Source organism: Citrobacter sp. Cpo030, assembly GCF_030333005.1.
Lineage (GTDB): Bacteria > Pseudomonadota > Gammaproteobacteria > Enterobacterales > Enterobacteriaceae > Citrobacter > Citrobacter portucalensis.
Genome location: NZ_JAOWGT010000057.1, coordinates 1 through 24673, shown reverse-complemented (window position 1 = coordinate 24673; position 24673 = coordinate 1). Strand labels below are relative to the sequence as shown.

23 protein-coding genes and 1 rRNA gene are annotated in these 24673 nt (G+C 51.4%); 9 read left to right on the top strand and 15 right to left on the bottom strand.

Going from position 1 to position 24673, the window contains the following annotated elements:
• Positions 1–15: 15 nt before the first annotated feature.
• From atpG to asnC, 11 genes are all read right to left on the bottom strand, one after another.
• The gene (gene atpG / locus OGY37_RS10520) at positions 16–879 is read right to left on the bottom strand and encodes a F0F1 ATP synthase subunit gamma (RefSeq protein WP_003023804.1); all 864 of its coding nucleotides are present in this window, start codon (positions 877–879) and stop codon (positions 16–18) included.
• 50 nt (positions 880–929) lie between these two features.
• Positions 930–2471 carry a F0F1 ATP synthase subunit alpha gene (gene atpA / locus OGY37_RS10515; protein WP_003827026.1) on the bottom strand — a complete coding sequence of 514 codons (1542 nt, stop codon included), beginning with the start codon at positions 2469–2471 and terminating at the stop codon, positions 930–932.
• Positions 2472–2483: 12 nt separating this feature from the next.
• Complete coding sequence (gene atpH / locus OGY37_RS10510) at positions 2484–3017, bottom strand: F0F1 ATP synthase subunit delta (protein WP_003827024.1); 534 nt, start codon at positions 3015–3017, stop codon at positions 2484–2486.
• 14 nt (positions 3018–3031) lie between these two features.
• Positions 3032–3502, bottom strand: coding sequence for a F0F1 ATP synthase subunit B (atpF, locus tag OGY37_RS10505; RefSeq protein ID WP_003827022.1), 471 nt, complete (start codon positions 3500–3502; stop codon positions 3032–3034).
• A gap of 59 nt (positions 3503–3561) precedes the next feature.
• The gene (atpE, locus tag OGY37_RS10500) at positions 3562–3801 is read right to left on the bottom strand and encodes a F0F1 ATP synthase subunit C (RefSeq protein ID WP_003023794.1); all 240 of its coding nucleotides are present in this window, start codon (positions 3799–3801) and stop codon (positions 3562–3564) included.
• 46 nt (positions 3802–3847) lie between these two features.
• Positions 3848–4663, bottom strand: a complete 816-nt coding sequence (atpB, locus tag OGY37_RS10495) for a F0F1 ATP synthase subunit A (protein WP_003023792.1) — start codon at positions 4661–4663, stop codon at positions 3848–3850.
• A gap of 7 nt (positions 4664–4670) precedes the next feature.
• Entirely contained in the window at positions 4671–5051 is a 381-nt protein-coding gene (atpI, locus tag OGY37_RS10490) for a F0F1 ATP synthase subunit I (RefSeq protein WP_003827019.1), read from the bottom strand.
• Between the two features lie 614 nt (positions 5052–5665).
• A complete protein-coding gene (rsmG, locus tag OGY37_RS10485; protein WP_003827017.1) occupies positions 5666–6289 on the bottom strand; it encodes a 16S rRNA (guanine(527)-N(7))-methyltransferase RsmG in 624 nt (207 codons plus the stop codon).
• A 102-nt stretch (positions 6290–6391) separates the two neighbouring features.
• On the bottom strand, positions 6392–8281 hold the full coding sequence (mnmG, locus tag OGY37_RS10480; RefSeq protein ID WP_003827014.1) for a tRNA uridine-5-carboxymethylaminomethyl(34) synthesis enzyme MnmG: 1890 nt from the start codon (positions 8279–8281) through the stop codon (positions 6392–6394).
• Positions 8282–8653: 372 nt separating this feature from the next.
• Positions 8654–9103: an FMN-binding protein MioC gene (gene mioC / locus OGY37_RS10475; RefSeq protein WP_003827013.1), complete on the bottom strand. Its 450-nt coding sequence runs from the start codon at positions 9101–9103 to the stop codon at positions 8654–8656.
• 88 nt (positions 9104–9191) lie between these two features.
• Positions 9192–9650, bottom strand: coding sequence for a transcriptional regulator AsnC (gene asnC, locus OGY37_RS10470; protein WP_003023780.1), 459 nt, complete (start codon positions 9648–9650; stop codon positions 9192–9194).
• 151 nt (positions 9651–9801) lie between these two features.
• Here asnC and asnA point away from each other — a divergent pair, with 151 nt between their 5' ends.
• Positions 9802–10794, top strand: a complete 993-nt coding sequence (gene asnA / locus OGY37_RS10465) for an aspartate--ammonia ligase (RefSeq protein WP_286620758.1) — start codon at positions 9802–9804, stop codon at positions 10792–10794.
• A 3-nt stretch (positions 10795–10797) separates the two neighbouring features.
• Here the strand turns inward: asnA and viaA are convergent, their stop codons facing one another.
• Together viaA and ravA are read right to left on the bottom strand one after the other, a co-directional pair.
• Positions 10798–12249, bottom strand: a complete 1452-nt coding sequence (gene viaA / locus OGY37_RS10460; RefSeq protein WP_286620755.1) for an ATPase RavA stimulator ViaA — start codon at positions 12247–12249, stop codon at positions 10798–10800.
• Positions 12243–13739, bottom strand: coding sequence for an ATPase RavA (gene ravA, locus OGY37_RS10455; RefSeq protein WP_148362644.1), 1497 nt, complete (start codon positions 13737–13739; stop codon positions 12243–12245). The genes viaA and ravA overlap by 7 nt, the downstream gene beginning before the upstream one ends.
• A gap of 329 nt (positions 13740–14068) precedes the next feature.
• On the opposite strand from ravA, the gene kup reads away from it, so the two are divergent.
• From kup to rbsR, 7 genes are all read left to right on the top strand, one after another.
• A complete protein-coding gene (kup, locus tag OGY37_RS10450) occupies positions 14069–15937 on the top strand; it encodes a low affinity potassium transporter Kup (RefSeq protein ID WP_003827003.1) in 1869 nt (622 codons plus the stop codon).
• Positions 15938–16129: 192 nt separating this feature from the next.
• Entirely contained in the window at positions 16130–16549 is a 420-nt protein-coding gene (gene rbsD, locus OGY37_RS10445; protein ID WP_003827001.1) for a D-ribose pyranase, read from the top strand.
• Between the two features lie 7 nt (positions 16550–16556).
• Positions 16557–18062 (top strand): ribose ABC transporter ATP-binding protein RbsA, encoded by a 1506-nt coding sequence (gene rbsA / locus OGY37_RS10440; RefSeq protein ID WP_286620753.1) that lies wholly within the window; start codon positions 16557–16559, stop codon positions 18060–18062.
• Positions 18063–18067: 5 nt separating this feature from the next.
• Positions 18068–19033, top strand: coding sequence for a ribose ABC transporter permease (gene rbsC / locus OGY37_RS10435; RefSeq protein ID WP_003826999.1), 966 nt, complete (start codon positions 18068–18070; stop codon positions 19031–19033).
• Between the two features lie 24 nt (positions 19034–19057).
• Positions 19058–19948, top strand: coding sequence for a ribose ABC transporter substrate-binding protein RbsB (rbsB, locus tag OGY37_RS10430; protein ID WP_003023760.1), 891 nt, complete (start codon positions 19058–19060; stop codon positions 19946–19948).
• A 141-nt stretch (positions 19949–20089) separates the two neighbouring features.
• Positions 20090–21019, top strand: a complete 930-nt coding sequence (gene rbsK / locus OGY37_RS10425; protein WP_003826997.1) for a ribokinase — start codon at positions 20090–20092, stop codon at positions 21017–21019.
• 3 nt (positions 21020–21022) lie between these two features.
• The gene (gene rbsR / locus OGY37_RS10420) at positions 21023–22015 is read left to right on the top strand and encodes a ribose operon transcriptional repressor RbsR (protein WP_003023757.1); all 993 of its coding nucleotides are present in this window, start codon (positions 21023–21025) and stop codon (positions 22013–22015) included.
• Here the strand turns inward: rbsR and mdtD are convergent.
• Positions 21981–23408 carry a multidrug transporter subunit MdtD gene (mdtD, locus tag OGY37_RS10415; protein WP_126319721.1) on the bottom strand — a complete coding sequence of 476 codons (1428 nt, stop codon included), beginning with the start codon at positions 23406–23408 and terminating at the stop codon, positions 21981–21983. The two genes, rbsR and mdtD, sit on opposite strands and share 35 nt — an antisense overlap.
• A gap of 1 nt (position 23409) precedes the next feature.
• Positions 23410–24114: a FadR/GntR family transcriptional regulator gene (locus OGY37_RS10410; RefSeq protein ID WP_003023753.1), complete on the bottom strand. Its 705-nt coding sequence runs from the start codon at positions 24112–24114 to the stop codon at positions 23410–23412.
• A gap of 481 nt (positions 24115–24595) precedes the next feature.
• Between OGY37_RS10410 and OGY37_RS10405 the strand changes: the two genes are divergently transcribed.
• Positions 24596–24673 (top strand): 16S ribosomal RNA (locus OGY37_RS10405); the annotation flags it as partial.

Here is a 24673-nt window from a genome sequence, read left to right as displayed (position 1 = left end):
TACGAATTAACCTGGTTATACCGCGGATGCACCACCGACGATTTCGGTGAGTTCCTGAGTAATGCTGGCCTGACGAGCTTTGTTGTATACCAACTGCAGCTCTTTAATCAGGCTGCCGCCATTGTCGGTCGCGGCTTTCATCGCCACCATACGTGCGGCCTGCTCGCTGGCCAGGTTTTCTACCACGCCCTGATAAACCTGAGACTCGACATAACGACGCAGCAGGGTATCCAGCAGCGCTTTCGGGTCTGGTTCATACAGGTAATCCCAGGATTTACGCTTCAATTCATCATCATCTGATGCCGGCAGAGGCAGCAGTTGGGTGATGGTTGGCGTCTGAGACATGGTGTTAATAAATTTGTTGCTGACAACGTACAGTCTGTCCAGACGACCTTCATCGTAGGCTTGCAGCATCACTTTAACCGGACCGATCAGTTCGGACAGGGAAGGGTTATCCCCCATGCCGGTTACCTGAGCGATCACGTTTCCGCCAACGGAGTTAAAGAAAGACACGCCCTTAGAGCCGATCATTGCGATATCGCACTGAACGCCTTTATCGGACCATGTTTTCATATCCGCCAGCAGCTTTTTGAACAGGTTAATGTTCAAGCCACCGCACAGACCACGGTCGGTCGACACCACCAGGTAGCCCACGCGTTTAACGTCGCGTTCTTCCAGGTAAGGGTGCTTATATTCCAGATTACCATTCGCAAGGTGACCAATCACTTTGCGCATGGTCTCTGCATAAGGACGGCTGGCCGCCATGCGATCCTGCGATTTACGCATTTTGGAAGCGGCGACCATCTCCATCGCTTTAGTGATCTTCTGCGTGTTCTGGACGCTTGCGATCTTACTACGTATCTCTTTTGCGCCGGCCATGAGCTTCTCCTCAATGCCTTGCGGTCCGCCCTAAAGCAGACCGCCAGACGTTACCAGGACTGGGTTGCCTTGAAGGAATCGAGGATAGCTTTCAGCTTGCCTTCGATTTCATCGTTATAGCCACCGGACTGGTTGATCTCTTGCATCAGCGGAGCGTGGTCACGGTCAACGTAAGCCAGCAGAGCGGCTTCGAAGCTACCGATTTTCGCCAGTTCCACATCTTCGAGGTAACCGCGTTCAGCCGCAAACAGCACCACACCCTGCTGTGCAACAGACATTGGCGCATACTGTTTCTGCTTCAGCAGTTCAGTTACTTTCTGACCATGGCTCAGCTGCTTACGAGTAGCTTCATCCAGGTCGGAAGCGAACTGAGAAAACGCAGCCAGTTCACGATACTGTGCCAGAGCGGTACGAATACCACCGGACAGTTTCTTGATGATCTTGGTCTGCGCTGCACCACCAACACGAGATACGGAGATACCCGGGTTAACTGCCGGACGAATACCGGAGTTAAACAGGTTGGTTTCCAGGAAGATCTGACCATCGGTAATGGAAATTACGTTGGTCGGAACGAACGCAGAAACGTCACCCGCCTGGGTTTCGATAATCGGCAGAGCGGTCAGGGAGCCGGTTTTACCTTTAACTTCACCATTGGTGAACTTCTCAACGTATTCCGCGTTTACGCGGGATGCGCGTTCCAGCAGACGGGAGTGGAGGTAAAATACGTCGCCCGGGAATGCTTCGCGTCCTGGTGGACGACGCAGCAGCAGGGAAACCTGACGGTACGCAACGGCCTGTTTAGACAGGTCATCGTAAACGATCAGTGCATCTTCACCGCGGTCACGGAAGTATTCGCCCATTGCGCAACCGGCATATGGTGCCAGGTATTGCAGTGCAGCAGATTCAGACGCGGTCGCCACAACAACGATGGTGTTGGACAGTGCGCCGTGTTCTTCCAGTTTACGAACCACGTTAGAAATGGTGGACGCTTTCTGGCCGATAGCCACGTACACACATTTGATGCCGGAATCACGCTGGTTGATGATGGCATCGATTGCCATCGCAGTTTTACCTGTCTGACGGTCACCGATGATCAGCTCACGCTGGCCACGACCGATTGGGATCATGGCATCAACAGATTTATAACCGGTCTGTACTGGCTGGTCGACGGACTGACGTTCGATTACGCCTGGTGCGATAACTTCGATCGGCGAGAAGCCATCGTTATCAACCGGACCTTTACCGTCAATCGGGGAACCCAGAGTGTTCACCACACGACCCAGCAGGCCACGGCCAACCGGAACTTCCAGAATACGACCCGTACACTTAACCTTCATGCCTTCGGCGAGGTCAGCGTATGGACCCATCACTACTGCACCTACGGAGTCGCGCTCCAGGTTCAGTGCGATAGCGTAACGGTTACCCGGCAGGGAAATCATCTCACCCTGCATACAATCGGCCAGGCCGTGAATGCGGATAACACCGTCACTTACAGAAACAATAGTACCTTCGTTATGAGCTTCGCTCACAACACTGAACTGAGCAATGCGCTGCTTGATCAGTTCGCTGATTTCGGTGGAATTCAGTTGCATGCTCCAGTCCCCTTAAGACTGCAAGACGTCTGCAAGGCGCTCAAGACGGCCGCGTACGCTGCCATCAATGACCATATCACCCGCTCGGATGATTACGCCTGCCATTACAGACTTATCGATTTTGCAATTCAGCTTAACTTTGCGTGACAGACGTTTTTCCATCGCAGCACTAATCTTCGTAAGCTGTTCATCACTCAGTGCATTGGCAGAAGTGACTTCTACCTCAGAGATAGCCTCACTGGCTGCACGCAGGTGAATAAACTGCTCAAGAACATCCGGGAGCGCATTCAGACGGTTATTTTCAGCCATAACCCTAATCAGGTTTTGGCCGCTTTCGTCCAGCTGCTCACCGCACACGGCGATAAACGACTCAGCGAGCGTTTCCGGCGCCAGCGCGCCAGAGAGAAGCTCTGCCATTTGTTCGTTTTTTGTCACCTCAGCGGCGAACGTCAACATATCCTGCCAACGGTCAATGCTTTGGTGCTCAACGGCAAAGTCAAAAGCTGCTTTGGCGTAGGGGCGAGCTACCGTAATAAATTCAGACATCAGCCCCTCCCTCCTTACAGTTCAGCGACAAGTTTGTCCACGATGTCGCTATTAGCAGCTTCATCCACGGAACGTTCGATGATCTTCTCGGCGCCAGCAACAGCCAGGATAGCAACTTGCTTACGCAGCTCTTCGCGAGCACGTTTACGCTCGGCGTCAATTTCCGCCTGCGCCTGTGCCACGATTTTAGTACGTTCCTGCTCTGCTTCAGTTTTAGCTTCGTCCAGGATCTGAGCACGGCGTTTGTTCGCCTGCTCAATGATTACCTGAGCTTCCGCCTTCGCTTTTTTCAGCTGGTCGGTCGCGCTGGCCTTTGCAAGGTCAAGATCCTTATGTGCTCGTTCTGCAGAAGCAAGGCCGTCAGCAATTTCTTTTTGACGTTTTTCGATGGCAGCCATTAAAGGCGGCCATACGTACTTCATGCAGAACAGAACGAACAGGACAAACGCGATGGCCTGGCCGAGGATTGTTGCGTTAAGATTCACAGCACAATGCCTCTATCTAGTTAACGTTCTGATATTGCTCTTAATTCAAGCAACGCTTACTACGCGACAGCAAACATCACGTACAGACCCAGACCTACAGCGATCATTGGGATTGCATCCACCAGACCCATAACGATAAAGAACTGAGTACGCAGCAGAGGAATCAGATCCGGTTGACGCGCTGCGCCTTCCAGGAATTTACCCCCGAGGATGCCGATACCGATCGCAGCACCGATTGCCGCCAGACCCATCATCACAGCGGCAGCAATGTACAGCAGATCCATATTCAGGTTTTCCATGACAGTCTCCAGTTTGTTTCAGTTAAAACGTAGTAGTGTTGGTAAATTAATGCTCTTCAGATGCCATCGACAGATAGACAATCGTCAGAACCATAAATATGAAGGCTTGCAGCGTGATAATCAGTATGTGGAAAATGGCCCAAGGCACATTCAGGATCCACTGTGACCACCACGGCAACAGACCAGCAATCAGAATGAAAATCAGCTCACCGGCATACATGTTGCCGAACAGTCGCAGACCAAGAGAGATTGGTTTGGACAGCAGGCTTACCCCTTCAAGGATTAAGTTGACAGGGATGAACGCCCAGTGATTGAACGGCTGCAGCGTCAACTCTTTCGCGAAGCCACCGATGCCTTTCATTTTGATGCTGTAGAACAGAATGAGGATAAATACGCCCAGCGCCATCGACAGGGTGATGTTCACGTCAGCAGACGGAACCACACGCAGAGCCGGTAGGCCAAAGATATGCTCACCGATGTACGGCAGCAGGTCGATAGGCAGCAAATCCATCAAGTTCATCAGGAATACCCAGACGAAAATCGTCAGGGCCAGCGGAGCAATCAGCTTGCTTTTGCCATGGTACATGTCTTTCACGCTACCATGCACAAAGCCGATTACCAGCTCAATCGCGGTCTGAAATTTACCTGGTACGCCGCTGGTCGCCTTTTTGGCTACGCTACGGAACATAAGCAGGAACAACAGACCCAGAACCACCGAGAAGAAAATGGAGTCAATATTGAGCGTCCAGAAGGTGGCTGGGGGGTTGTGCGGATCCACCAGCGAGAATGTACGTAGGTCCAACTGAAGGTTATTCAGATGGTGTCCTATGTAATCCTGCGGCGTCATATTTTCTGAAGCCATGATGCCTTTACCCTTTGTTGTTAATTACAGCCGGCGCCAGTATCTGAACCACCAGCACCAAAACCCACGTAACGATCAGCGGCATGAATACCGCTTTCAAAACAGCCAACGCCACCACCAACAACACCAGCATCGCTAATACCTTGAAGGCTTCGCCGAAAGCGAACGACCAGGCTACTCGGCCCTTCGCTGGTGTATGTACCTGGTGACGCCAGGCAAATATCATAAACAACACATTAGGCAGTAACACTGCCAATCCTCCACACAACGCGGAGATGCCCCAGAAAGGGTCTTTGAGGCTAAACAGCAATCCACTTGCTATTACAACCAGAAGCTGTGTGAGCAAAAGCTTACGAGCAACGTTTCGACTCAAGAGCGACATAGACATCACGTTTTTACTCCTGCTCCCTTCGAGGTATGCCGCGTGTCGTATAAAACGTTCTTTATGGCTTAGAGTCAAGCATCAAAAAGCGGACAAATTATACGGTGCGCCTTCGTGATTTCAAACAATAAGTAGCTAAAAAGTGAATAAATGTTTAAATATTTTTCGCTGCCCCACATTTATTACTTTTAGGCAAACTGTGAACGATCATGCAAAACTGCAAATACCGCGAAAACACTGGCGTCAAAGCGTGCACCAGATCACATATTGAACATATTCACCTTCGCATAATTTATTTACGTGGCAATTGATGCCTTTTCATCTTTTTGATATTTAAGCGTAAAAATAGCCACTATTTCAAAAACAACGCCTAACAACAAAAAAACCGCTCATTGACATTTATAATAAAAAATTAACACAAGCGGTGATTCTTACGTTCTATTTTTAGCAGACTGATATTTTCACAGCTGACTTGTTTCGCTTTTAACAAAAAACGGTACGTTATAGTTATGATGCAAAACCGTAAGGCACTAGTGAAATGTAACGACATTTAACCACACTATTACCTATGACTTTTAACACCTGAAAAGCCGTTTTTTCTCTATTTTTTTTGATAAAAATTAAATTTTGTTTGGCTTAATAACCACCAAATGACGTTCACCATCCAACTGCGGAACGCGTAATTTTTCGACGGACTCAACGCTGAATTCTGCTGGCAGCGAATCAATTTCATCTGCAGGCAACTGCCCTTTTAGCGCATAAAAACGCCCATTCTGGCCCGGCAAATGGTGACACCAGCTAACCATATCATTGAGTGAAGCGAAAGCACGGCTAATCACCCCATCAAACGGCGGTTCTGAAGGAAATTCTTCAACACGGCTTTGAACTGGAGTGATGTTAGTAAGCGCAAGCTCATGCTGCACCTGACGCAAGAAACGAACACGTTTTCCCAGGCTATCGAGCAGTGTGAAATGCGCTTCTGGACGCACGATAGAAAGCGGAATTCCCGGCAGGCCCGGTCCCGTACCTACATCGATAAAACGCTCACCCTTCAGATACGGTGCAACGACAATGCTGTCCAGAATATGGCGTACCAGCATTTCGTTGGGATCCCGCACCGACGTCAGGTTGTACGCTTTGTTCCATTTGTGCAGCATATCGACATACGCAATCAGCTGATTTTTCTGGTGATCGGTAAGAGAAATACCGGCATCAGCCAGCAGACGAGAGAGTTTGTTGAGCACGGTCGTTACCTGTTAATAATCAAATGCCCGATGCGCTTTCGCTTATCGGGCCTACAAATTCGTACGGCGGGCAAGCGAAGCGCCCCCGCCAAAATAGTGTTATCAAGCGCTGCGGCGCAGCATACCTTGTTTTTTCAGCCATACCAGCAGAATGGAGATGGCGGCAGGCGTTATGCCGGAAATACGCGATGCCTGACCGATCGAGACGGGTTTGTGATCGTTCAGCTTAGCGATAACTTCATTCGACAAGCCAGAAACCTGGCGATAATCCAGCGTTGCAGGCAACAGGGTGTTTTCATTGCGCTGTTGTCTTTCAATTTCTTCCAGCTGACGGGCAATATACCCTTCGTATTTCACCTGAATCTCAACCTGTTCTGCGGCCTGAGCATCATCAAGCGCGGGTGCGAACGCAGATAAAGAGGTCAACTGAGCATAGGTCATATCCGGGCGACGCAGTAGATCTTCACCGCTCGCTTCACGTGACAGAGGTGTAGCCAGGTGAGCATTCACTTCTGCTGCGGACTCCGCTAACGGATTCACCCAGGTTGATTTAAGACGTTGGCGTTCCTGTTCGATACGCTCCAGTTTCTCGTTGAAGCGAGCCCAGCGCTCATCGTCCACCAGACCCAGTTCACGACCAATTTCGGTCAGACGCAGGTCGGCGTTATCTTCACGCAGCATCAAACGGTATTCAGCGCGAGATGTGAACATACGGTACGGTTCTTTGGTACCCAGCGTACACAGGTCGTCCACCAGCACGCCAAGATAAGCCTGATCGCGACGCGGTGCCCACCCCTCTTTTTCAGCAGACAAACGCGCGGCGTTCAGACCAGCCAGCATGCCTTGTGCGGCGGCTTCTTCATAACCAGTTGTACCGTTAATCTGGCCCGCAAAGAACAGACCCTGGATGAATTTGCTTTCCAGAGTAGGTTTTAGATCACGCGGATCGAAGAAATCATACTCAATCGCGTAGCCAGGGCGGACGATTCTGGCATTTTCCATCCCCTGCATGGAGCGGACAATTTGCATCTGCACATCGAACGGCAGGCTGGTGGAGATGCCATTCGGGTAAATTTCGTTAGAGGTCAGCCCTTCCGGTTCGAGGAAGATCTGATGCTGGTTACGATCGGCAAAGCGCATCACTTTATCTTCGATCGACGGGCAGTAGCGTGGGCCGATACCTTCGATCACGCCAGCGTACATTGGGCTACGATCGAGGTTATTGCGGATCACGTCATGGGTTTTCTCATTGGTATGCGTGATGTAACACGGCATCTGGCGCGGATGTTGAGAAGCATCGCCCAGGAATGAGAAGACCGGCATCGGGTTATCGCTGTTTTGCTGGCCGAGCACGCTGAAATCAATCGTGCGCGCATCGATACGCGGCGGTGTACCGGTTTTCAGGCGGCTGACGCGCAGCGGCAGTTCACGCAGACGGCGTGACAGCGGGATGGACGGCGGATCGCCAGCGCGGCCACCGCTGTAGTTATCCAGACCAATATGAATTTTGCCGTCGAGGAAAGTCCCCACGGTTAATACGACCGCTTTGGCACGGAACTTCAGTCCCATTTGGGTTACTGCACCCACAACGCGATCGTTTTCGACAATCAGATCTTCAACCGCCTGCTGGAAGATCATCAGGTTGGGTTGATTCTCCAGCGCAGTGCGTACCGCCTGGCGATAGAGCACACGATCGGCCTGAGCTCGGGTAGCGCGAACGGCTGGCCCTTTGCTTGCGTTTAGTATCCTAAACTGGATACCTGCGTGGTCGATCGCTTTTGCCATCAACCCACCAAGCGCATCCACTTCTTTTACCAGGTGTCCCTTCCCAATACCGCCGATCGCCGGGTTGCAGCTCATCTGCCCCAGAGTGTCGATATTGTGTGTCAAAAGCAGAGTCTGTTGACCCATTCGCGCCGCGGCCATTGCGGCCTCGGTGCCTGCATGACCCCCGCCAATGATGATGACGTCAAAAGGATCCTGATAAAACATGGTAATTGCCTCGCATAACGCGGTGTGAAAATGGATTGAAGCCCGGGCCGTGGATTCTACTCAACTTTAGTCGATGGAGAAAGACCTGGGATCCTGGGTATTAAAAAGAAGATCTTTTTATTTAGAGATCTGTTTTATTGTGATCTCTTATTAGGATCGCACCTTTCTGTGGATAAGGACGATCCTTTAAGTAAGATCAACAGGTTGCTGAGGATCATTAGCTGTGAATGATCGGTGATCCTGGTCCGTATAAGCTGGGATCAGAATGAAGGGTTATACACAACTCAAAAACTGAACAACGGTTGTTCTTGGGATAACTACCGGTTGATCCAAGCTTTTAACCAGAGTTATCCACATAAAAAAGTACGATCTTTACAAATCTCTGAGCAACGGATGCCACGATCCCAGCCAAATTTCAGCCGGATCTTCCGGAATTTCATGTTCCAGTACGTTGATCCTGAGTGTTTCGCCGATCTGTTTTGCCCCACAGGCCTTCAATTCGGCTTCCAGCTTGTCGATTGCGCCGCAAAAGGTGTCATATTCACGACTGCCTATCCCGATTGCACCAAAGCGCACTTGTGACAGGTCCGGCTTTTGCTCGCGTAACGCATCATATAAAGGCTGTAGGTTGTCAGGAATATCTCCCGCACCGTGCGTGGAGCTGATAATCAGCCAGATCCCGTCAGTCGGAACCTCTTCAAGCATTGGCCCATGCAGTATTTCGCTGGAAAAACCGGCGTCGTCCAGCTTTTCAGCCAGATGCTCTGCTACATATTCCGCACTGCCAAGCGTACTACCGCTGATAAGAGTGATGTCTGCCATGATCGCCCACCTTTATAAAGAGGGCGTATTGTACGCTGTGAGCGAGCTGGGATCTACCTGTGGAAAAATAGGGGATTAAAAAAACCGATCATGGCTTGATGGTACGCATGATCGGGTTTTGCAGGACGATCAGGGTTTCAGTGGACTGAATTTCGTCAATTGTTTGGATCTTGTTGATAAGTACCTGCTGCAATGCGTCGATCGACTTGCACATCACCTTAATAAAGATGCTGTAGTGCCCGGTGGTGTAATACGCTTCGGTCACTTCATCGAGGCTTTCCAGTCTGGCCAGCGCTGACGGATAGTCTTTCGCACTTTTCAGGATGATGCCGATAAAGCAGCCGACGTCATAACCCAATTGTTTGGGACTGACATCAATCCGCGCGCCGGTAATAATCCCCGCCTGCTTCATCTTTTCTACGCGAACGTGAATTGTTCCTGGGCTGACGCCGAACTGTTTGGCTAATTCTGCGTAGGCGGTACGAGCATTTTCCATTAAGGCGTCAAGAATGCCGCGGTCCAGATTGTCGATCTGATAATTTTCCATAGGTTTTTCTTATGTAGATTAATGATTCCCTCTATTTTAGACGTAATTTTTAACGAATCAAAATCGAAGTCGGCTTTTTGTTTGTTGATTATTGAATATTACCTCCATTCTGTTGCTTAATCATAGGCAACAGGACACAGGAGTACACATAATGAAAACCGCTTACATTGCCAAACAACGTCAAATTAGCTTCGTAAAATCTCATTTTTCTCGCCAGCTGGAAGAGCGTTTAGGCCTGATCGAAGTTCAGGCGCCGATCCTCAGCCGCGTTGGAGATGGCACGCAGGATAACTTGTCAGGCTGTGAAAAAGCGGTGCAGGTGAAGGTTAAAGCATTGCCAGACGCTCAATTCGAAGTGGTTCATTCACTGGCGAAGTGGAAGCGTCAAACGTTAGGACAACACGACTTTAGCGCAGGCGAGGGGCTGTACACGCACATGAAAGCCCTGCGTCCCGATGAAGATCGCCTCTCCCCGCTGCACTCAGTGTACGTTGACCAGTGGGACTGGGAGCGCGTGATGGGCGACGGTGAGCGTCAATTCTCCACTCTGAAAAGCACGGTAGAGGCTATCTGGGCGGGAATTAAGGCCACCGAAGCTGCGGTTAGCAAAGAGTTTGGTCTGGCACCGTTCCTGCCAGAGCAGATCCACTTTGTTCATAGCCAGGAGCTGTTATCTCGTTATCCGGATCTTGATGCAAAAGGTCGTGAACGTGCGATCGCTAAAGAGCTGGGTGCGGTATTCCTGGTGGGGATCGGCGGCAAGCTCAGTGACGGTCACCGTCATGACGTACGAGCGCCGGATTATGATGACTGGAGTTCAGCGTCCGAGCTGGGTCATGCCGGTCTGAACGGTGATATTCTGGTCTGGAACCCGGTTCTGGAAGATGCGTTTGAGCTGTCTTCTATGGGGATTCGTGTGGATGCTGACGCCCTGAAACACCAGCTGTCTCTGACCGGTGATGAAGATCGCCTGAGTCTGGAGTGGCACCAGGCGCTGCTGCGCGGTGAAATGCCGCAGACAATTGGTGGCGGCATTGGGCAGTCGCGTCTGACCATGCTGTTGCTGCAATTACCGCACATTGGTCAGGTTCAGTGTGGCGTATGGCCGGCCCTGGTTCGTGAAAGCGTCGCTTCTCTGCTGTAACAATTAACGCCGCCAGCGTCTGAGCAGGCGGCTTCGCATCCCGGTATCAAAGCGCCAGATATGATCGAAAATGCGCATGATGCCGGGTTTGCCATGTGCTGACATCGCTACCGCATGAAAACGGTGCTGGTGCACCCGCTGTAATTCTCCCACTTTGCTGACTACTTCATCGGGCAATCGCTGAGCGATAAAATCTGAGATAACCACCGCATCGGCATCAAACCATTCCCGACCCTGCATGCGTTCAATAATGGCGCGAAAACAGCTGGCAATATCAGTGCCGCCACGAAAGCGCTGACTTAAAAAGCGGATCGCCTGCTCGATGCCCTCCGGACCGGAAAGCTCATAGCGCACCACTTCTGTTGAAAACAGCATAATGAAACAGCGCCGGTTATCGGCAAGGGCAACGCGCATTAGCGCCAGGCAAAAGGCTTTCGCACACTGCTCATTAAATCCGCCCATCGATCCCGAGGTATCAACGCAGACGATAAAAGGCCCGCGCGGCTGCTCGTCAAAATCCTGATGCACCACCGGACGTTCCGTTACTTTCTCACGCCATGCTTCGCCGTGCAGGCGGTAGGTGAGCAGTTGCTTTTCCACCAGCCGTCGGTAGAACTCGTATTCCAGTTCGGTAATGCCCAGCGTGGCCAGCTCTGGCGGTAGCAGGCGCAGGATATCGTCACTTTGCTGGATGCCATCCACCTGCTCCGGGACGGTTGCAGGTTCGCGCACCAGCGTACGGAAGGTTTCCATTGGCGCATCTTTACGCGGCACGGATTTCGCCTCTCTGGAACGACCTAACTGTTCGGCCAGGCGCTGGAGTTCGGGTTGTTGCGTCAGAAATTCGCCGTATTTCACCATCAACTGATAATCACCGCGCTTGATTTGGCCCGCGCTCATGTCCCACAACCGGCCTGCTGCGTTGTCATTTTCTGCCAGTACAGGTTCCAGTTGCCCGCTGAGGGTCATCCGTTCTTGTACTTCACTGAGCAAATGCTCGCGCTCTTCTTCCAGCAGTTGCTGATTCAGCGTTGTGGTTTGCACCACCAGGCTCAGGCGCCAGCGCTGGAGAAAAAGCGTATGTAGGGCGGGCGTAAAGGAGCTGTTGTCATTGACCAGTTGCTGCGCTTGCCCGGCCCACGGCGAATGGAGGCGGTGCAATAGCGATAATATTTGCGGTAGCTGAACGATAAACTGCGCATGAGAGAGGAGCTGGCTTTGTTGATAGCACATAACCTCCTCCATCAGCTCCGGCGGTACATGGGTATCTTTGAGGCGGCTACGCAATGATTCACGCCAGCGGGGAATGTCGTCAGTGATCGCTTTTTTAAGGCGAGGAAATTTTTTAAAAAATACCACCATCTTTGGGGAAGCCAGCAGGGCGACGATCATCTCTTCGATCATCGCCTCTTCGCTGACTGCCAGCATGATGTTGAGCGTATCAAGGGTCAGCATTGTTGTGCCTGGCGGATTTGCGCCCCGACATCCTGCAGGCTGGCTTCAATGCGGCCTAACCAGTCGCTATGAATAAACAGGCATTTTTGCTGTTCGCTGAATGCGCTGTGCTGCTGATGCCACTCGTTATCGAGCGCCTCAAGCTCCTGTTTTATCTCTGCGGGCATACTCTCTTGCGAAGCACCCGGCAGCGCCAGGCGAGAACCTTGTAAACTGACATCGCGCACAACCAGATGCTGTGCGCTATCGACTTCCATATTCAGCGTTTGGGCAAAGCCTATTCCGTTTAGTTTTCCGCGGATCTCACCGCCTTTTGTTAGCCACAGTTCCAGTGCGCCACGTTCGAAAGCTATATGGATAACCTCCATATCATGCAGTTTTAAAGGCTTTTGCAGCAGTAATGTCACGACAGAAGACGAGGCTTCTGGCGGTAAATCATAATGAGGACGACGGCTGAACATTCCGCCCTGGCGGATCACCGTGAACGCCGTTTTGTCGCTTTGCTGCTGCTGGAGCTGAATGCGGCGCTGCACAATGCTGCCCAGGCGCGTCAGCATGGCTTGCTGTTGCCAGGCGTGTCCGGTCATCAATATTTCAAGCTGCTGTTGCATCAGATTCAGGCTTTGCGCGTCGTACCACAGGCAATCTTTCAGCAGGATCAGGTCGATAGGTACTACCGCATCACGTCCGCTAAAGAAAGCGCTGGCCTGGAGTAAGCGGATCGCTTTTTTCCAGCGACGATCGGACACATAAGGAGCATTCGGTAACACGTCTAACTGCTGGCGCAGCGTGAAAATGAGCTCAAACACGCGATCGGGAAGCTTGATCGCACTAATGTCTTTTTGCCACTGGTGATACTCTTCATCCGTCACCTGCAATGATGCCGGGACCGGATTGTCGCTTTCATCCTGCTGACTTAACAGCATGGAGCGGAAATTGGCCTTGTCCTGAACTTTATCCAGCCACAGACGAATCAGCATACGGTCGTACAGCGCTTCCAGGCTGCTGTCGGCTTCAGGCAGTTCGTTGGAAGCAGCCACCAGCAGACGCATCGGAATTTTTTCTTCATACGCGCCGTTACGGAAATGACGTTCGTTAATGGCGGTCAACAGGGTGTTAAGAATTGCCGGGCCTGCTTTCCAGATTTCATCGAGAAAAACGATTTCAGCTTCAGGAAGATAGCCCGCCGTTAAGCGTTCATAGCGACCTTCGTCTTTTAACGCCTGAATGGACAGCGGACCAAACACCTCTTCGGGCGTAGAGAAGCGCGTCATCAGGTATTCAAAAGCGCGTGCGTTTTGGAAGGCAAACTTCAGTCGGCGGGCAATTAAGCTTTTTGCGATCCCCGGGGGGCCTAATAAGAAAACGCTCTCGCCGCTGAGTGCTGCCAGCAGACACAGACGAATGGCGTGGCTACGTTCATAAAGTCCCTTTTCCAGCGCATTGCTCAGACGGGAAATTCTTTCCGCTAATAAATGTGGGTGAGCCATAATGAAGTGGCGTCCTTTCGCCAAATGTACTGCATAAACTGCGAGTATAGATGCTTCACACCATTGCAGTAATAGACTGAAGGTGCGCTTATTTTTCTTTGAGCCAGATTAATCTGGTCTCATTTAGGGGTACGATTTTGTGATTAATCGTGCATACTGTGCGCCTTTTTGTGGGCCAAGGGACGACGCACACATTTCTTATATATACACCAAATCAATCAAGCTGCACCAAGGCGGCAATGGAGTTTTCTTCTGGGATGGGGGGAATAACGAATGCAGCCCACACGGAGTGGCTTGAAAGATGATGTGTATAAACGAAAGACGAGTCTATGAGCACTGATAATAAACAATCATTGTCTGCGATTACCCTTGCGGCCATTGGGGTTGTCTACGGTGATATTGGTACCAGCCCACTTTATACGCTTCGTGAATGTTTGTCCGGCCAGTTTGGTTTTGGCGTTGAACGTGATGCCGTATTTGGTTTTCTCTCGCTGATTTTCTGGCTGCTGATCTTTGTTGTCTCCATTAAATACCTGACGTTTGTCATGCGCGCAGATAACGCCGGAGAAGGCGGGATCCTGACGCTGATGTCATTGGCTGGGCGCAATACCTCGGCGCGAACAACCTCCATGCTGGTCATTATGGGATTGATAGGCGGCAGCTTCTTTTATGGTGAAGTGGTGATTACGCCAGCCATTTCGGTGATGTCTGCGATTGAAGGTCTGGAGATAGTTGCCCCGCAACTGGATACCTGGATTGTTCCGCTCTCAATAATTGTGCTGACCCTGCTGTTTTTGATTCAAAAACACGGTACCGGTATGGTCGGTAAGCTGTTTGCGCCGATTATGCTGCTATGGTTCCTGACGCTCGCGGTATTAGGCGTGCGCAGTATTATTGGCAATCCGGAAGTACTGCAGGCGCTCAATCCGTATTGGGCGGTGCATTTCTTCCTCGAATTCAAAACGCTGTCCTTTATCGCGCTGGGTGCGGTGGTGCTGTCGATTACCGGTGTTGAAGCGCTGTATGCGGATATGGGCCACTTCGGTAAATTGCCGATTCGTCTGGCATGGTTCTCCGTGGTATTGCCTTCACTGGTGCTGAACTATTTTGGGCAGGGCGCGTTGCTGTTAAAGCATCCTGAAGCGATCAAAAACCCGTTTTTCCTGCTGGCGCCGGACTGGGCATTAATTCCATTGTTGATCCTCGCCGCGCTGGCAACGGTCATCGCCTCTCAGGCGGTTATCTCTGGCGTCTTCTCGCTGACGCGTCAGGCCGTACGTCTGGGGTATTTATCGCCGATGCGTATCATCCATACCTCGGAAATGGAATCGGGCCAGATTTACATTCCTTTCGTTAACTGGATGCTCTATTTTGCGGTAGTTATCGTGATAGTGAGCTTTGAACACTCCAGTAATCTTGCTGCGGCGTATGGGATTGCGGTAACGGGGACGATGGTACTGACTTCAATTCTGTCGACCACCGTGGCGCGCAAAAACTGGCACTGGAATAAATACTTCGTCTTCCTGATCCTGGTGGCGTTCTTGTGCGTCGATGTTCCGCTGTTCTCCGCGAACCTCGATAAGCTTATTTCCGGCGGTTGGCTGCCTCTGACGCTGGGTCTGGTGATGTTCACCATCATGACCACCTGGAAAAGCGAACGCTTCCGTCTGCTGCGTCGCATGCATGAGCACGGTAACTCTCTGGAGGCGATGATTGCTTCTCTGGAGAAATCGCCACCGGTACGCGTGCCGGGAACGGCGGTGTATATGTCCCGCGCACTGAACGTCATCCCGTTTGCACTTCTGCATAACCTCAAGCATAACAAGGTGCTGCATGAGCGCGTTATTCTGCTGACGCTGCGCACGGAAGATGCGCCCTATGTTCACAACGTGCGTAGAGTGCAAATTGAGCAGTTATCGCCCACCTTCTGGCGCGTGGTGGCCAGCTACGGTTGGCGCGAAACGCCGAACGTGGAGGAGGTGTTCCATCGCTGCGGTCTGGAAGGCTTAAGCTGTCGGATGATGGAAACGTCCTTCTTCATGTCGCATGAGTCGTTGATTGTTGGCAAGCGGCCATGGTACCTACGTCTGCGCGGCAAGCTGTATCTGCTGCTACAGCGCAACGCGCTGCGCGCGCCGGACCAGTTTGAAATCCCACCGAACCGGGTTATTGAGCTTGGTACTCAGGTAGAGATTTAATCTCATCGACGCCCTCTTTCATCGCGAAAGGGGGCGTTTTGTTTTGCCCCTCTCAGTTTTCATTTCATCGAATGATAATCCTTGCGAAACGTTTCGATGGCGATCACATTTTCGTAACGTCGCGGTGGTTTTCTGTCCACTCTTCGCAATACACTTATCTCCAGCGAAACGTTTCGCTAGTGGGGAAAGAAAATGAAGAAAGGCACGGTACTCAACTCTGAAATTTCAACGGTGATCTCCCGTCTGGGGCATACCGATACGCTGGTGGTGTGTGATGCAGGTTTACCCATCCCGAACAGCACAACGCGTATTGATATGGCATTAACCCAGGGCGTACCTTCTTTTATGCAGGTACTGGATGTGGTCACACGTGAAATGCAGGTAGAGGCGGCCATTCTCGCGTCGGAAATTAAACAACATAATCCGCAACTCCACGAAACGTTGCTCAGCCACATTGAGCAACTGCAACAACACCAGGGAAACACCATAGAAATTCGTTACACCACGCATGAACAATTCAAAAAACAAACCGCAGACAGTCAGGCGGTAATTCGCAGCGGAGAGTGTTCTCCGTATGCGAATATCATTCTCTGTGCTGGCGTCACGTTCTGAGGCCATCATGAACGCATTACTGCAACTCAAAGGGATCGATAAAGCGTTCCCGGGCGTAAAAGCGCTATCCGGCGCCGCGTTGAATGTCTACCCTGGCCGCGTAATGGCGCTGGTGGGCGAAAATGGCGCGGGCAAATCCACCATGATGAAAGTGCTGACCGGGATCTATACCCGTGATGCCGGTTCTTTATTGTGGCTGGGGAAAGAGACCACCTTTAACGGCCCTAAATCCTCTCAGGAAGCTGGAATCGGCATCATCCACCAGGAGCTGAACCTGATCCCGCAACTCACTATCGCCGAGAACATTTTTCTTGGCCGTGAGTTTGTGAATCGCTTTGGCAAAATTGACTGGAAGAAGATGTACGCCGAAGCCGATCTGCTGCTCGCCAAACTGAATCTGCGCTTTAAAAGCGACAGACTGGTTGGTGAGCTATCGATTGGCGATCAGCAGATGGTCGAAATTGCCAAAGTGCTGAGCTTTGAATCGAAAGTCATCATTATGGATGAACCGACGGATGCCCTCACCGATACCGAAACCGAATCCCTGTTCCGCGTCATCCGCGAACTGAAATCCCAGGGACGCGGCATTGTCTATATTTCTCACCGTATGAAAGAGATCTTCGAGATTTGCGACGACGTAACCGTCTTCCGCGACGGGCAGTTTATTGCCGAGCGTGAAGTTGCAACGCTTACCGAAGACTCGCTGATTGAAATGATGGTGGGACGTAAGCTGGAAGATCAGTACCCGCGCCTGGAAAAAGTACCGGGTGATATTCGCCTGAAGGTCGATAACCTGTGCGGCCCTGGCGTAAACGATGTTTCGTTCACGCTGCGTAAAGGCGAGATCCTTGGCGTATCGGGGCTGATGGGTGCTGGACGTACCGAGCTGATGAAAGTCTTGTACGGCGCACTGCCACGCACCAGCGGCTACGTCACGCTTGATGGCCATGAAGTTGTCACCCGTTCGCCGCAGGATGGGTTGGCTAACGGCATCGTCTATATTTCTGAAGACCGTAAACGCGATGGTTTAGTGCTGGGCATGTCGGTGAAAGAGAACATGTCACTAACAGCGCTGCGTTATTTCAGCCGCGCCGGTGGAAGCCTTAAACATAAAGATGAGCAGCAGGCGGTGGGTGATTTCATTCGTCTGTTCAATGTTAAAACACCATCAATGGAACAGGCCATCGGTCTGCTCTCCGGTGGTAACCAACAGAAAGTGGCGATTGCACGCGGTCTGATGACCCGACCAAAAGTCCTGATCCTCGATGAACCAACGCGCGGCGTTGATGTTGGGGCCAAGAAAGAAATCTATCAGCTTATCAACCAGTTTAAGGCCGATGGGCTAAGCATCATTCTGGTCTCCTCTGAGATGCCAGAAGTATTGGGCATGAGCGATCGAATTATCGTTATGCATGAAGGGCATCTCGGCGGTGAGTTCACTCGCGAGCAGGCCACTCAGGAAGTATTAATGGCTGCCGCTGTGGGCAAGCTTAATCGCGTGAATCAGGAGTAAAAAAGATGACTACCCAGGCTGTTTCTGGTCGCCGTTATTTCACTAAAGCATGGCTTCTGGAGCAAAAGTCGCTCATCGCTCTGTTAGTGCTGATCGCGATTGTTTCCACCATGAGCCCTAACTTTTTTACCGTTAATAACCTTTTCAACATTCTCCAGCAAACGTCGGTGAACGCTATCATGGCCGTTGGCATGACGCTGGTTATCCTGACGTCAGGTATCGATCTGTCCGTCGGTTCCTTGCTGGCGCTTACCGGCGCGGTTGCGGCTTCAATTGTAGGGATTGAGGTCAATGCGCTGGTGGCTGTTGCTGCAGCCCTGGCGCTCGGCGCTGCCATTGGTGCAGTCACCGGGGTGATTGTTGCGAAAGGTCGGGTGCAGGCGTTTATTGCAACGCTGGTGATGATGCTGCTGCTGCGCGGCGTGACCATGGTGTACACCAACGGCAGTCCGGTTAATACCGGATTTACTGACAATGCCGATCTGTTTGGCTGGTTTGGTATTGGTCGTCCGTTAGGCATCCCTACGCCAGTGTGGATCATGGGGATTGTCTTCCTCGCGGCGTGGTACATGCTGCACCACACTCGTCTGGGCCGTTATATCTACGCGCTGGGCGGTAACGAAGCGGCAACGCGTTTGTCTGGTATCAGCGTCAGTAAAATCAAAATTATCGTTTACTCACTGTGCGGTCTGCTGGCATCGCTGGCGGGCATCATTGAAGTCGCGCGCCTCTCCTCTGCGCAACCAACAGCAGGTACTGGCTATGAGCTGGATGCGATCGCAGCGGTGGTGTTAGGCGGTACCAGCCTGGCGGGTGGTAAAGGACGTATTGTTGGGACGCTGATCGGCGCATTGATTCTTGGTTTCCTCAATAATGGTTTGAATTTGTTAGGTGTATCCTCCTATTACCAGATGATCGTCAAAGCGGTGGTTATTTTGCTGGCGGTACTGGTAGACAACAAAAAGCAGTAACAACGATTACAGGACATCTTAAATATGAACATGAAAAAACTGGCTACCCTGGTTTCTGCTGTTGCGCTGAGCGCCACCGTGAGCGCGAATGCGATGGCGAAAGATACCATTGCGCTGGTGGTCTCCACCCTCAACAACCCGTTCTTTGTTTCTCTGAAGGATGGGGCGCAAAAAGAGGCGGATAAGCTGGGTTACAACCTGGTGATTCTGGACTCGCAGAACAACCCGGCGAAAGAGCTGGCTAACGTTCAGGACTTAACGGTTCGTGGAACTAAAATTCTGCTGATCAACCCGACTGACTCTGATGCCGTTGGTAATGCGGTGAAGATGGCTAACCAGGCAAAAATTCCGGTTATTACCCTTGACCGTGTTGCCTCCAAAGGCGAAGTGGTAAGCCACATTGCGTCTGATAACGTGTTGGGTGGCAAAATTGCGGGTGATTACATCGCGAAGAAAGCCGGTGAAGGCGCGAAAGTTATCGAACTGCAGGGGATTGCCGGAACTTCAGCGGCGCGTGAGCGTGGTGAAGGTTTCCAGCAGGCCGTTGCGGCACACAAATTTAACGTACTGGCCAGCCAGCCGGCAGACTTCGACCGCACCAAAGGTCTGAACGTCATGCAGAACCTGCTGACCGCGCATCCTGATGTGCAGGCCGTATTTGCCCAGAACGATGAAATGGCGCTGGGTGCGCTGCGCGCACTGCAAACCGCGGGTAAATCTGATGTGATGGTGGTTGGATTTGACGGCACTCCAGATGGCGAAAAAGCAGTAAATGATGGCAAACTGGCTGCGACTATTGCTCAGTTGCCGGATCAGATCGGCGCGAAAGGCGTTGAGACTGCGGATAAAGTCCTGAAAGGCGAGAAGGTTCAGGCTAAGTATCCGGTTGACCTGAAGCTGGTCATCAAGCAGTAATACCGATTCAGGTCGCTCGCGGCCTGATGGAGACATAAATACGCCATCCCCGTATCTGATTTTGGGGATGAAAGCGTAAAAAGAAAAGCAGGGCACGCGCCACCCTAACCCGGTGGCGCACTTTGACTTGGAACACCAAATATGAAAACCGCAGGCAACCTCGTTGTTCTTGGCAGTATCAATGCCGATCACATCCTTAACCTTAACTCTTTCCCGACACCTGGTGAAACCGTAACTGGTAGCCATTATCAGGTCGCATTTGGCGGTAAAGGCGCGAATCAGGCTGTTGCTGCGGGTCGTAGTGGCGCGAATATCGCATTCATTGCCTGTACGGGCGATGATGATATTGGCGAAAGTGTACGTAAACAGTTAGCCAAAGATAACATCGATATTGCGCCGATTAGCGTAATTTCGGGGGAATCGACCGGTGTGGCGTTGATTTTTGTGAATGGTGAAGGTGAGAACGTTATCGGCATTCATGCCGGAGCGAACGCAGCTCTTTCGCCAGCGCTGGTGGAAGCGCAGCATGAGCGTATTGCTCAGGCGTCCGCCTTACTTATGCAGTTAGAATCGCCGATCGAAAGCGTACTGACTGCAGCAAAGATTGCACATCAAAATAAGACCATGGTCGCCCTGAACCCGGCACCGGCACGTGAACTTTCTGATGAACTGCTGGCGCTGGTGGATATTATTACCCCGAATGAAACCGAGGCTGAAAAGCTGACGGGGATCCGGGTCGAAAATGATGAAGACGCGGCCAAAGCGGCGCAGGCATTGCACGCTAAAGGTATCCATACTGTACTGATTACTTTAGGTAGTCGCGGTGTGTGGGCCAGCGTTAATGGCGAAGGTCAGCGTGTGCCCGGTTTTAAAGTGGAAGCCGTTGATACTATTGCCGCTGGAGACACCTTTAATGGCGCGTTAATTACAGCGTTGCTGGAAGAGACTCCGCTGCCTGAAGCGATCCGTTTTGCGCATGCCGCTGCGGCGATAGCGGTTACCCGTAAAGGCGCACAGCCTTCCGTTCCGTGGCGCGAAGAAATAGAAGCGTTTTTAAGTCAACAGAGGTAACGCTTGGCTACAATGAAGGACGTCGCCCGCCTGGCGGGTGTTTCCACGTCGACGGTTTCTCACGTCATTAATAAAGATCGCTTTGTCAGTGAGTCCGTCACTGACAAAGTAGAAGCTGCAATTAAAGCGCTGAACTACGCGCCCTCAGCGCTGGCGCGTAGCCTCAAGTTAAACCAGACCCGCACGATTGGCATGTTAATCACTGCCAGTACCAATCCCTTCTATTCTGAACTAGTGCGCGGCGTTGAACGTAGCTGTTTTGAGCGCGGCTACAGTCTGGTGCTGTGCAATACCGAAGGCGATGAACAGCGCATGAACCGTAATCTGGAAACTCTGATGCAAAAACGTGTGGACGGCTTGTTGCTGCTCTGCACCGAAACACATCAGCCTTCCAGAGAGATAATGCAGCGTTATCCTTCTATACCGACCGTGATGATGGACTGGTCGCCTTTTGATGGTGAAAGCGATCTGATTCAGGATAATTCCTTGCTGGGCGGGGATTTAGCCACGCAACATCTTATCGAAAAAGGTTTTACGCGCATTGCCTGCATCACCGGGCCGCTGGATAAAACCCCGGCGCGTTTGCGTCTGGAAGGATATCGGGCAGCAATGAAGCGGGCGGGGTTGCCTGTTCCGGAAGGCTACGAGATTACCGGTGACTTTGAGTTCGGCGGCGGCTTTGAAGCTATGCAAACGTTGCTGTCGCATAAACAGCGACCGCAGGCCGTTTTTACAGGCAATGATGCAATGGCAGTTGGCGCGTATCAGGCTCTGTACCAGTCAGGATTGCGCATTCCGCAGGATATGGCTGTGGTGGGTTACGATGATATCGAGCTGGCGCGCTATATGACGCCGCCCCTGACGACCATCCACCAACCAAAAGATGAATTGGGCGAACTGGCCATCGATGTATTAATTCACCGGATGGCGCAGCCCGCATTACAGCAACAGCGTTTGCAGCTTACTCCTGTTCTGATGGAGCGGGGGTCGGTTTAGGTTTGTGCCGATCTTTGATCAGGTTACGTCCATCTTTGGCTTTTAGCAGCATGAACATCAGCGCGGATATTACCGTGATAGCGCCCATCGTCATAAAGGTGTAGTGGAACTGCTCGACCGTATTGGTTCCTTCCATACCTTCATAGATACGCAGAACGGCGGCGCTGATGGCAACCCCTAAACTGATTGATAACTGCTGAGTAACGGCCAATACGCTGTTGCCGCTGCTGGCGTTTTCATCGGTCAGATCCGCCAGAGTGATGGTATTCATTGAAGTAAACTGGGTGGACATCGCCATACCTAAAATGAACAACGGCAGGATTAGCATCCAGACCGGCATGGCAGGAGATTGCAAAGCGAACTGCGCAATCATCAGGCCGATAAATACCGTAACACCCACCAATGTGGTCCTGTAGCCGAGTTTGCGCAGAACCTGCGTCACCATGGATTTTGCCAGAATTGAACCTAACGCTGTTGGCGCCATCATGCAGCCGGCTATCAGAGCCGGATATCCAAATCCTACCTGCAACATCAGCGGCATTAAGAAGGGCACGCAGCCTGTGCCCAGGCGAGTGGCGAGGTTTCCGGCGATCCCAACAGAAAAGGTCCGAGTCTTAAATATCGGAAGCGATATCAGCGGCGTTGGGTGGCGACGCGCATGGCGAATATAGGCGAGTAGTAACAACACACTGGCAAGAATAATACCGAGTGCGACCCAGGTCTCGACAAGCTTCTCACCGAACAATTCAACGCCGCTGGAAAACAACACCAGGCTCAAACCAAACAGAAAGAAACCGGTCATATCAAAACCGCGGCGTGGCGTGGTGAAGTTCGGCATATATTTGCGGGCATAGAAGATACCGGCAATGCCAATTGGAATATTAATCAGGAAGATCCAGTGCCAACTGGCCCATGTAACCAGTACACCGCCCAATACCGGACCTAAAATCGGCCCCACAAGTCCAGGCATGGTGACGAAGTTAAGCACGGGAAGCAGTTCACTGCGGGGGTAGGCACGCAATAACGCCAGACGGGCAACGGGCATCATCATGGCGCCACCGATCCCCTGAATGACACGGAAAATCACCAGCTCGCTTAGGGAACTGGACAGCGCACAGGCCAGCGATCCCAACGTGAACAGGCTAACGGCAATCATAAAGATGCGTCGGGTACCAAATCGGTCTGCCAACCAACCACTTACCGGGATCAGCATCGCGACAGTCAGGGTATAGCTGATAATAGCCGACTGCATGGCGAGTGGAGAGCGGTTAAGACTATGTGCTATTGCGGGTAGGGCGGTATTGAGGATCGTGGCGTCTAATGCCTGCATAAAAAAGGCCATGGCTGCTATCCACGGTAGCCCGGCCATACTGCGTGATTTCTTTTCTGACATATTATTTATCCGGTAGCACGTTCGGTGCTATCAGCAATGCCTGACAGGCAGCAAAGGCGCGATCGCCATCGTTATCATCTATTGCGTCGACAATGGCCTGGTGCAAATCCAGTTTCACCACATCGTTATAGGTAATAGAGGTAAAGTAGGTCTGGTAAACCGAATGGAACAGAGATGCAAAGGAAATAAGGAACGGATTCGCACTCATTTCATAGATGTGCTCATGCCAGGCGATATCAACCTCAATCCAGCGTTCGCGTCTGAAGTTTCTTTTCAGCTCGACCATCTCTTCCATCAGCGTGTTGAGGTGCGCTTTCTGTTCAGCCGTACCTATGGTCGCTGCCAGTAAGCACGCCTGAGGCTCCAGGCTGATACGCATCACCAGAAAATGTTTAATGACCTGTGGGAAATTATCTTCTGTCATCCACCAGGTGAGCAGCTCCTGGTCAAGGAAGTTCCAGTTTGCTTGCGGCATGACGCGTGTACCAATACGTGGGCGCGGTAATACCATACCTTTTGCCGTTAATGTTTTTACTGCTTCTCTTACCGCGGTGCGACTCACGCCAAACTGATCGCCCAGCTCTATTTCGCCAGGCAATATCGCACCCGGCGCGTATTCACCTTTTAATATTCGCTGAGCCAGCTTTTCGGCCAGAACGTAGGACAAGTTTTTCTGTGCGGCTAGCTGTTGGGCATTTAACGGCATGAATGTTCTTCCTTACTCTTTTTCTTATTCATTAGTATGCCACCTGGAAGTGTGATTGCGGCTGCAAAAACGGCAATTTGCTTATTTTATGGCATGTTAATGGTTGTTTTGGTGAAAAAATACGCACTTGGAAAGTTATTTTAAATTTCCCCTTGTCAGTCTGAAATAACTCCCTATAATGCGCCTCCACTGACACGGAACAACGGATTACAAGCCGCCGGGTCAGCGGGGTTCCACTGAGAATTCCGACGAAGAAAGCGAAATTAAATGCTTGACTTCGTAGCGGGATGGCGTAATATGCACACCCCGCGCCGCTGAGAAAAAGCGAAGCGGCACTGCTCTTTAACAATTTATCAGACAATCTGTGTGGGCACTCGAAGATACGGATTCTTAACGTCGCAAGACGAAAAATGAATACCAAGTCTCAACGAGTGAACACGTAATTCATTACGAAGTTTAATTCATTGAGCATCAAACTTTTAAATTGAAGAGTTTGATCATGGCTCAGATTGAACGCTGGCGGCAGGCCTAACACATGCAAGTCGAACGGTAGCACAGA

Bases quoted from the DNA above. Each gene is read 5' to 3' on its own strand.
- atpG (WP_003023804.1), bottom strand. From the start codon at position 879: ATGGCCGGCGCAAAAGAGATACGTAGTAAGATCGCAAGCGTCCAGAAC.
- atpA (WP_003827026.1), bottom strand. From the start codon at position 2,471: ATGCAACTGAATTCCACCGAAATCAGCGAACTGATCAAGCAGCGCATT.
- atpH (WP_003827024.1), bottom strand. From the start codon at position 3,017: ATGTCTGAATTTATTACGGTAGCTCGCCCCTACGCCAAAGCAGCTTTT.
- atpE (WP_003023794.1), bottom strand. From the start codon at position 3,801: ATGGAAAACCTGAATATGGATCTGCTGTACATTGCTGCCGCTGTGATG.
- atpB (WP_003023792.1), bottom strand. From the start codon at position 4,663: ATGGCTTCAGAAAATATGACGCCGCAGGATTACATAGGACACCATCTG.
- atpI (WP_003827019.1), bottom strand. From the start codon at position 5,051: ATGTCTATGTCGCTCTTGAGTCGAAACGTTGCTCGTAAGCTTTTGCTC.
- mnmG (WP_003827014.1), bottom strand. From the start codon at position 8,281: ATGTTTTATCAGGATCCTTTTGACGTCATCATCATTGGCGGGGGTCAT.
- mioC (WP_003827013.1), bottom strand. From the start codon at position 9,103: ATGGCAGACATCACTCTTATCAGCGGTAGTACGCTTGGCAGTGCGGAA.
- asnC (WP_003023780.1), bottom strand. From the start codon at position 9,650: ATGGAAAATTATCAGATCGACAATCTGGACCGCGGCATTCTTGACGCC.
- asnA (WP_286620758.1), top strand. From the start codon at position 9,802: ATGAAAACCGCTTACATTGCCAAACAACGTCAAATTAGCTTCGTAAAA.
- viaA (WP_286620755.1), bottom strand. From the start codon at position 12,249: ATGCTGACCCTTGATACGCTCAACATCATGCTGGCAGTCAGCGAAGAG.
- ravA (WP_148362644.1), bottom strand. From the start codon at position 13,739: ATGGCTCACCCACATTTATTAGCGGAAAGAATTTCCCGTCTGAGCAAT.
- kup (WP_003827003.1), top strand. From the start codon at position 14,069: ATGAGCACTGATAATAAACAATCATTGTCTGCGATTACCCTTGCGGCC.
- rbsD (WP_003827001.1), top strand. From the start codon at position 16,130: ATGAAGAAAGGCACGGTACTCAACTCTGAAATTTCAACGGTGATCTCC.
- rbsA (WP_286620753.1), top strand. From the start codon at position 16,557: ATGAACGCATTACTGCAACTCAAAGGGATCGATAAAGCGTTCCCGGGC.
- rbsC (WP_003826999.1), top strand. From the start codon at position 18,068: ATGACTACCCAGGCTGTTTCTGGTCGCCGTTATTTCACTAAAGCATGG.
- rbsB (WP_003023760.1), top strand. From the start codon at position 19,058: ATGAACATGAAAAAACTGGCTACCCTGGTTTCTGCTGTTGCGCTGAGC.
- rbsK (WP_003826997.1), top strand. From the start codon at position 20,090: ATGAAAACCGCAGGCAACCTCGTTGTTCTTGGCAGTATCAATGCCGAT.
- mdtD (WP_126319721.1), bottom strand. From the start codon at position 23,408: ATGTCAGAAAAGAAATCACGCAGTATGGCCGGGCTACCGTGGATAGCA.
- OGY37_RS10410 (WP_003023753.1), bottom strand. From the start codon at position 24,114: ATGCCGTTAAATGCCCAACAGCTAGCCGCACAGAAAAACTTGTCCTAC.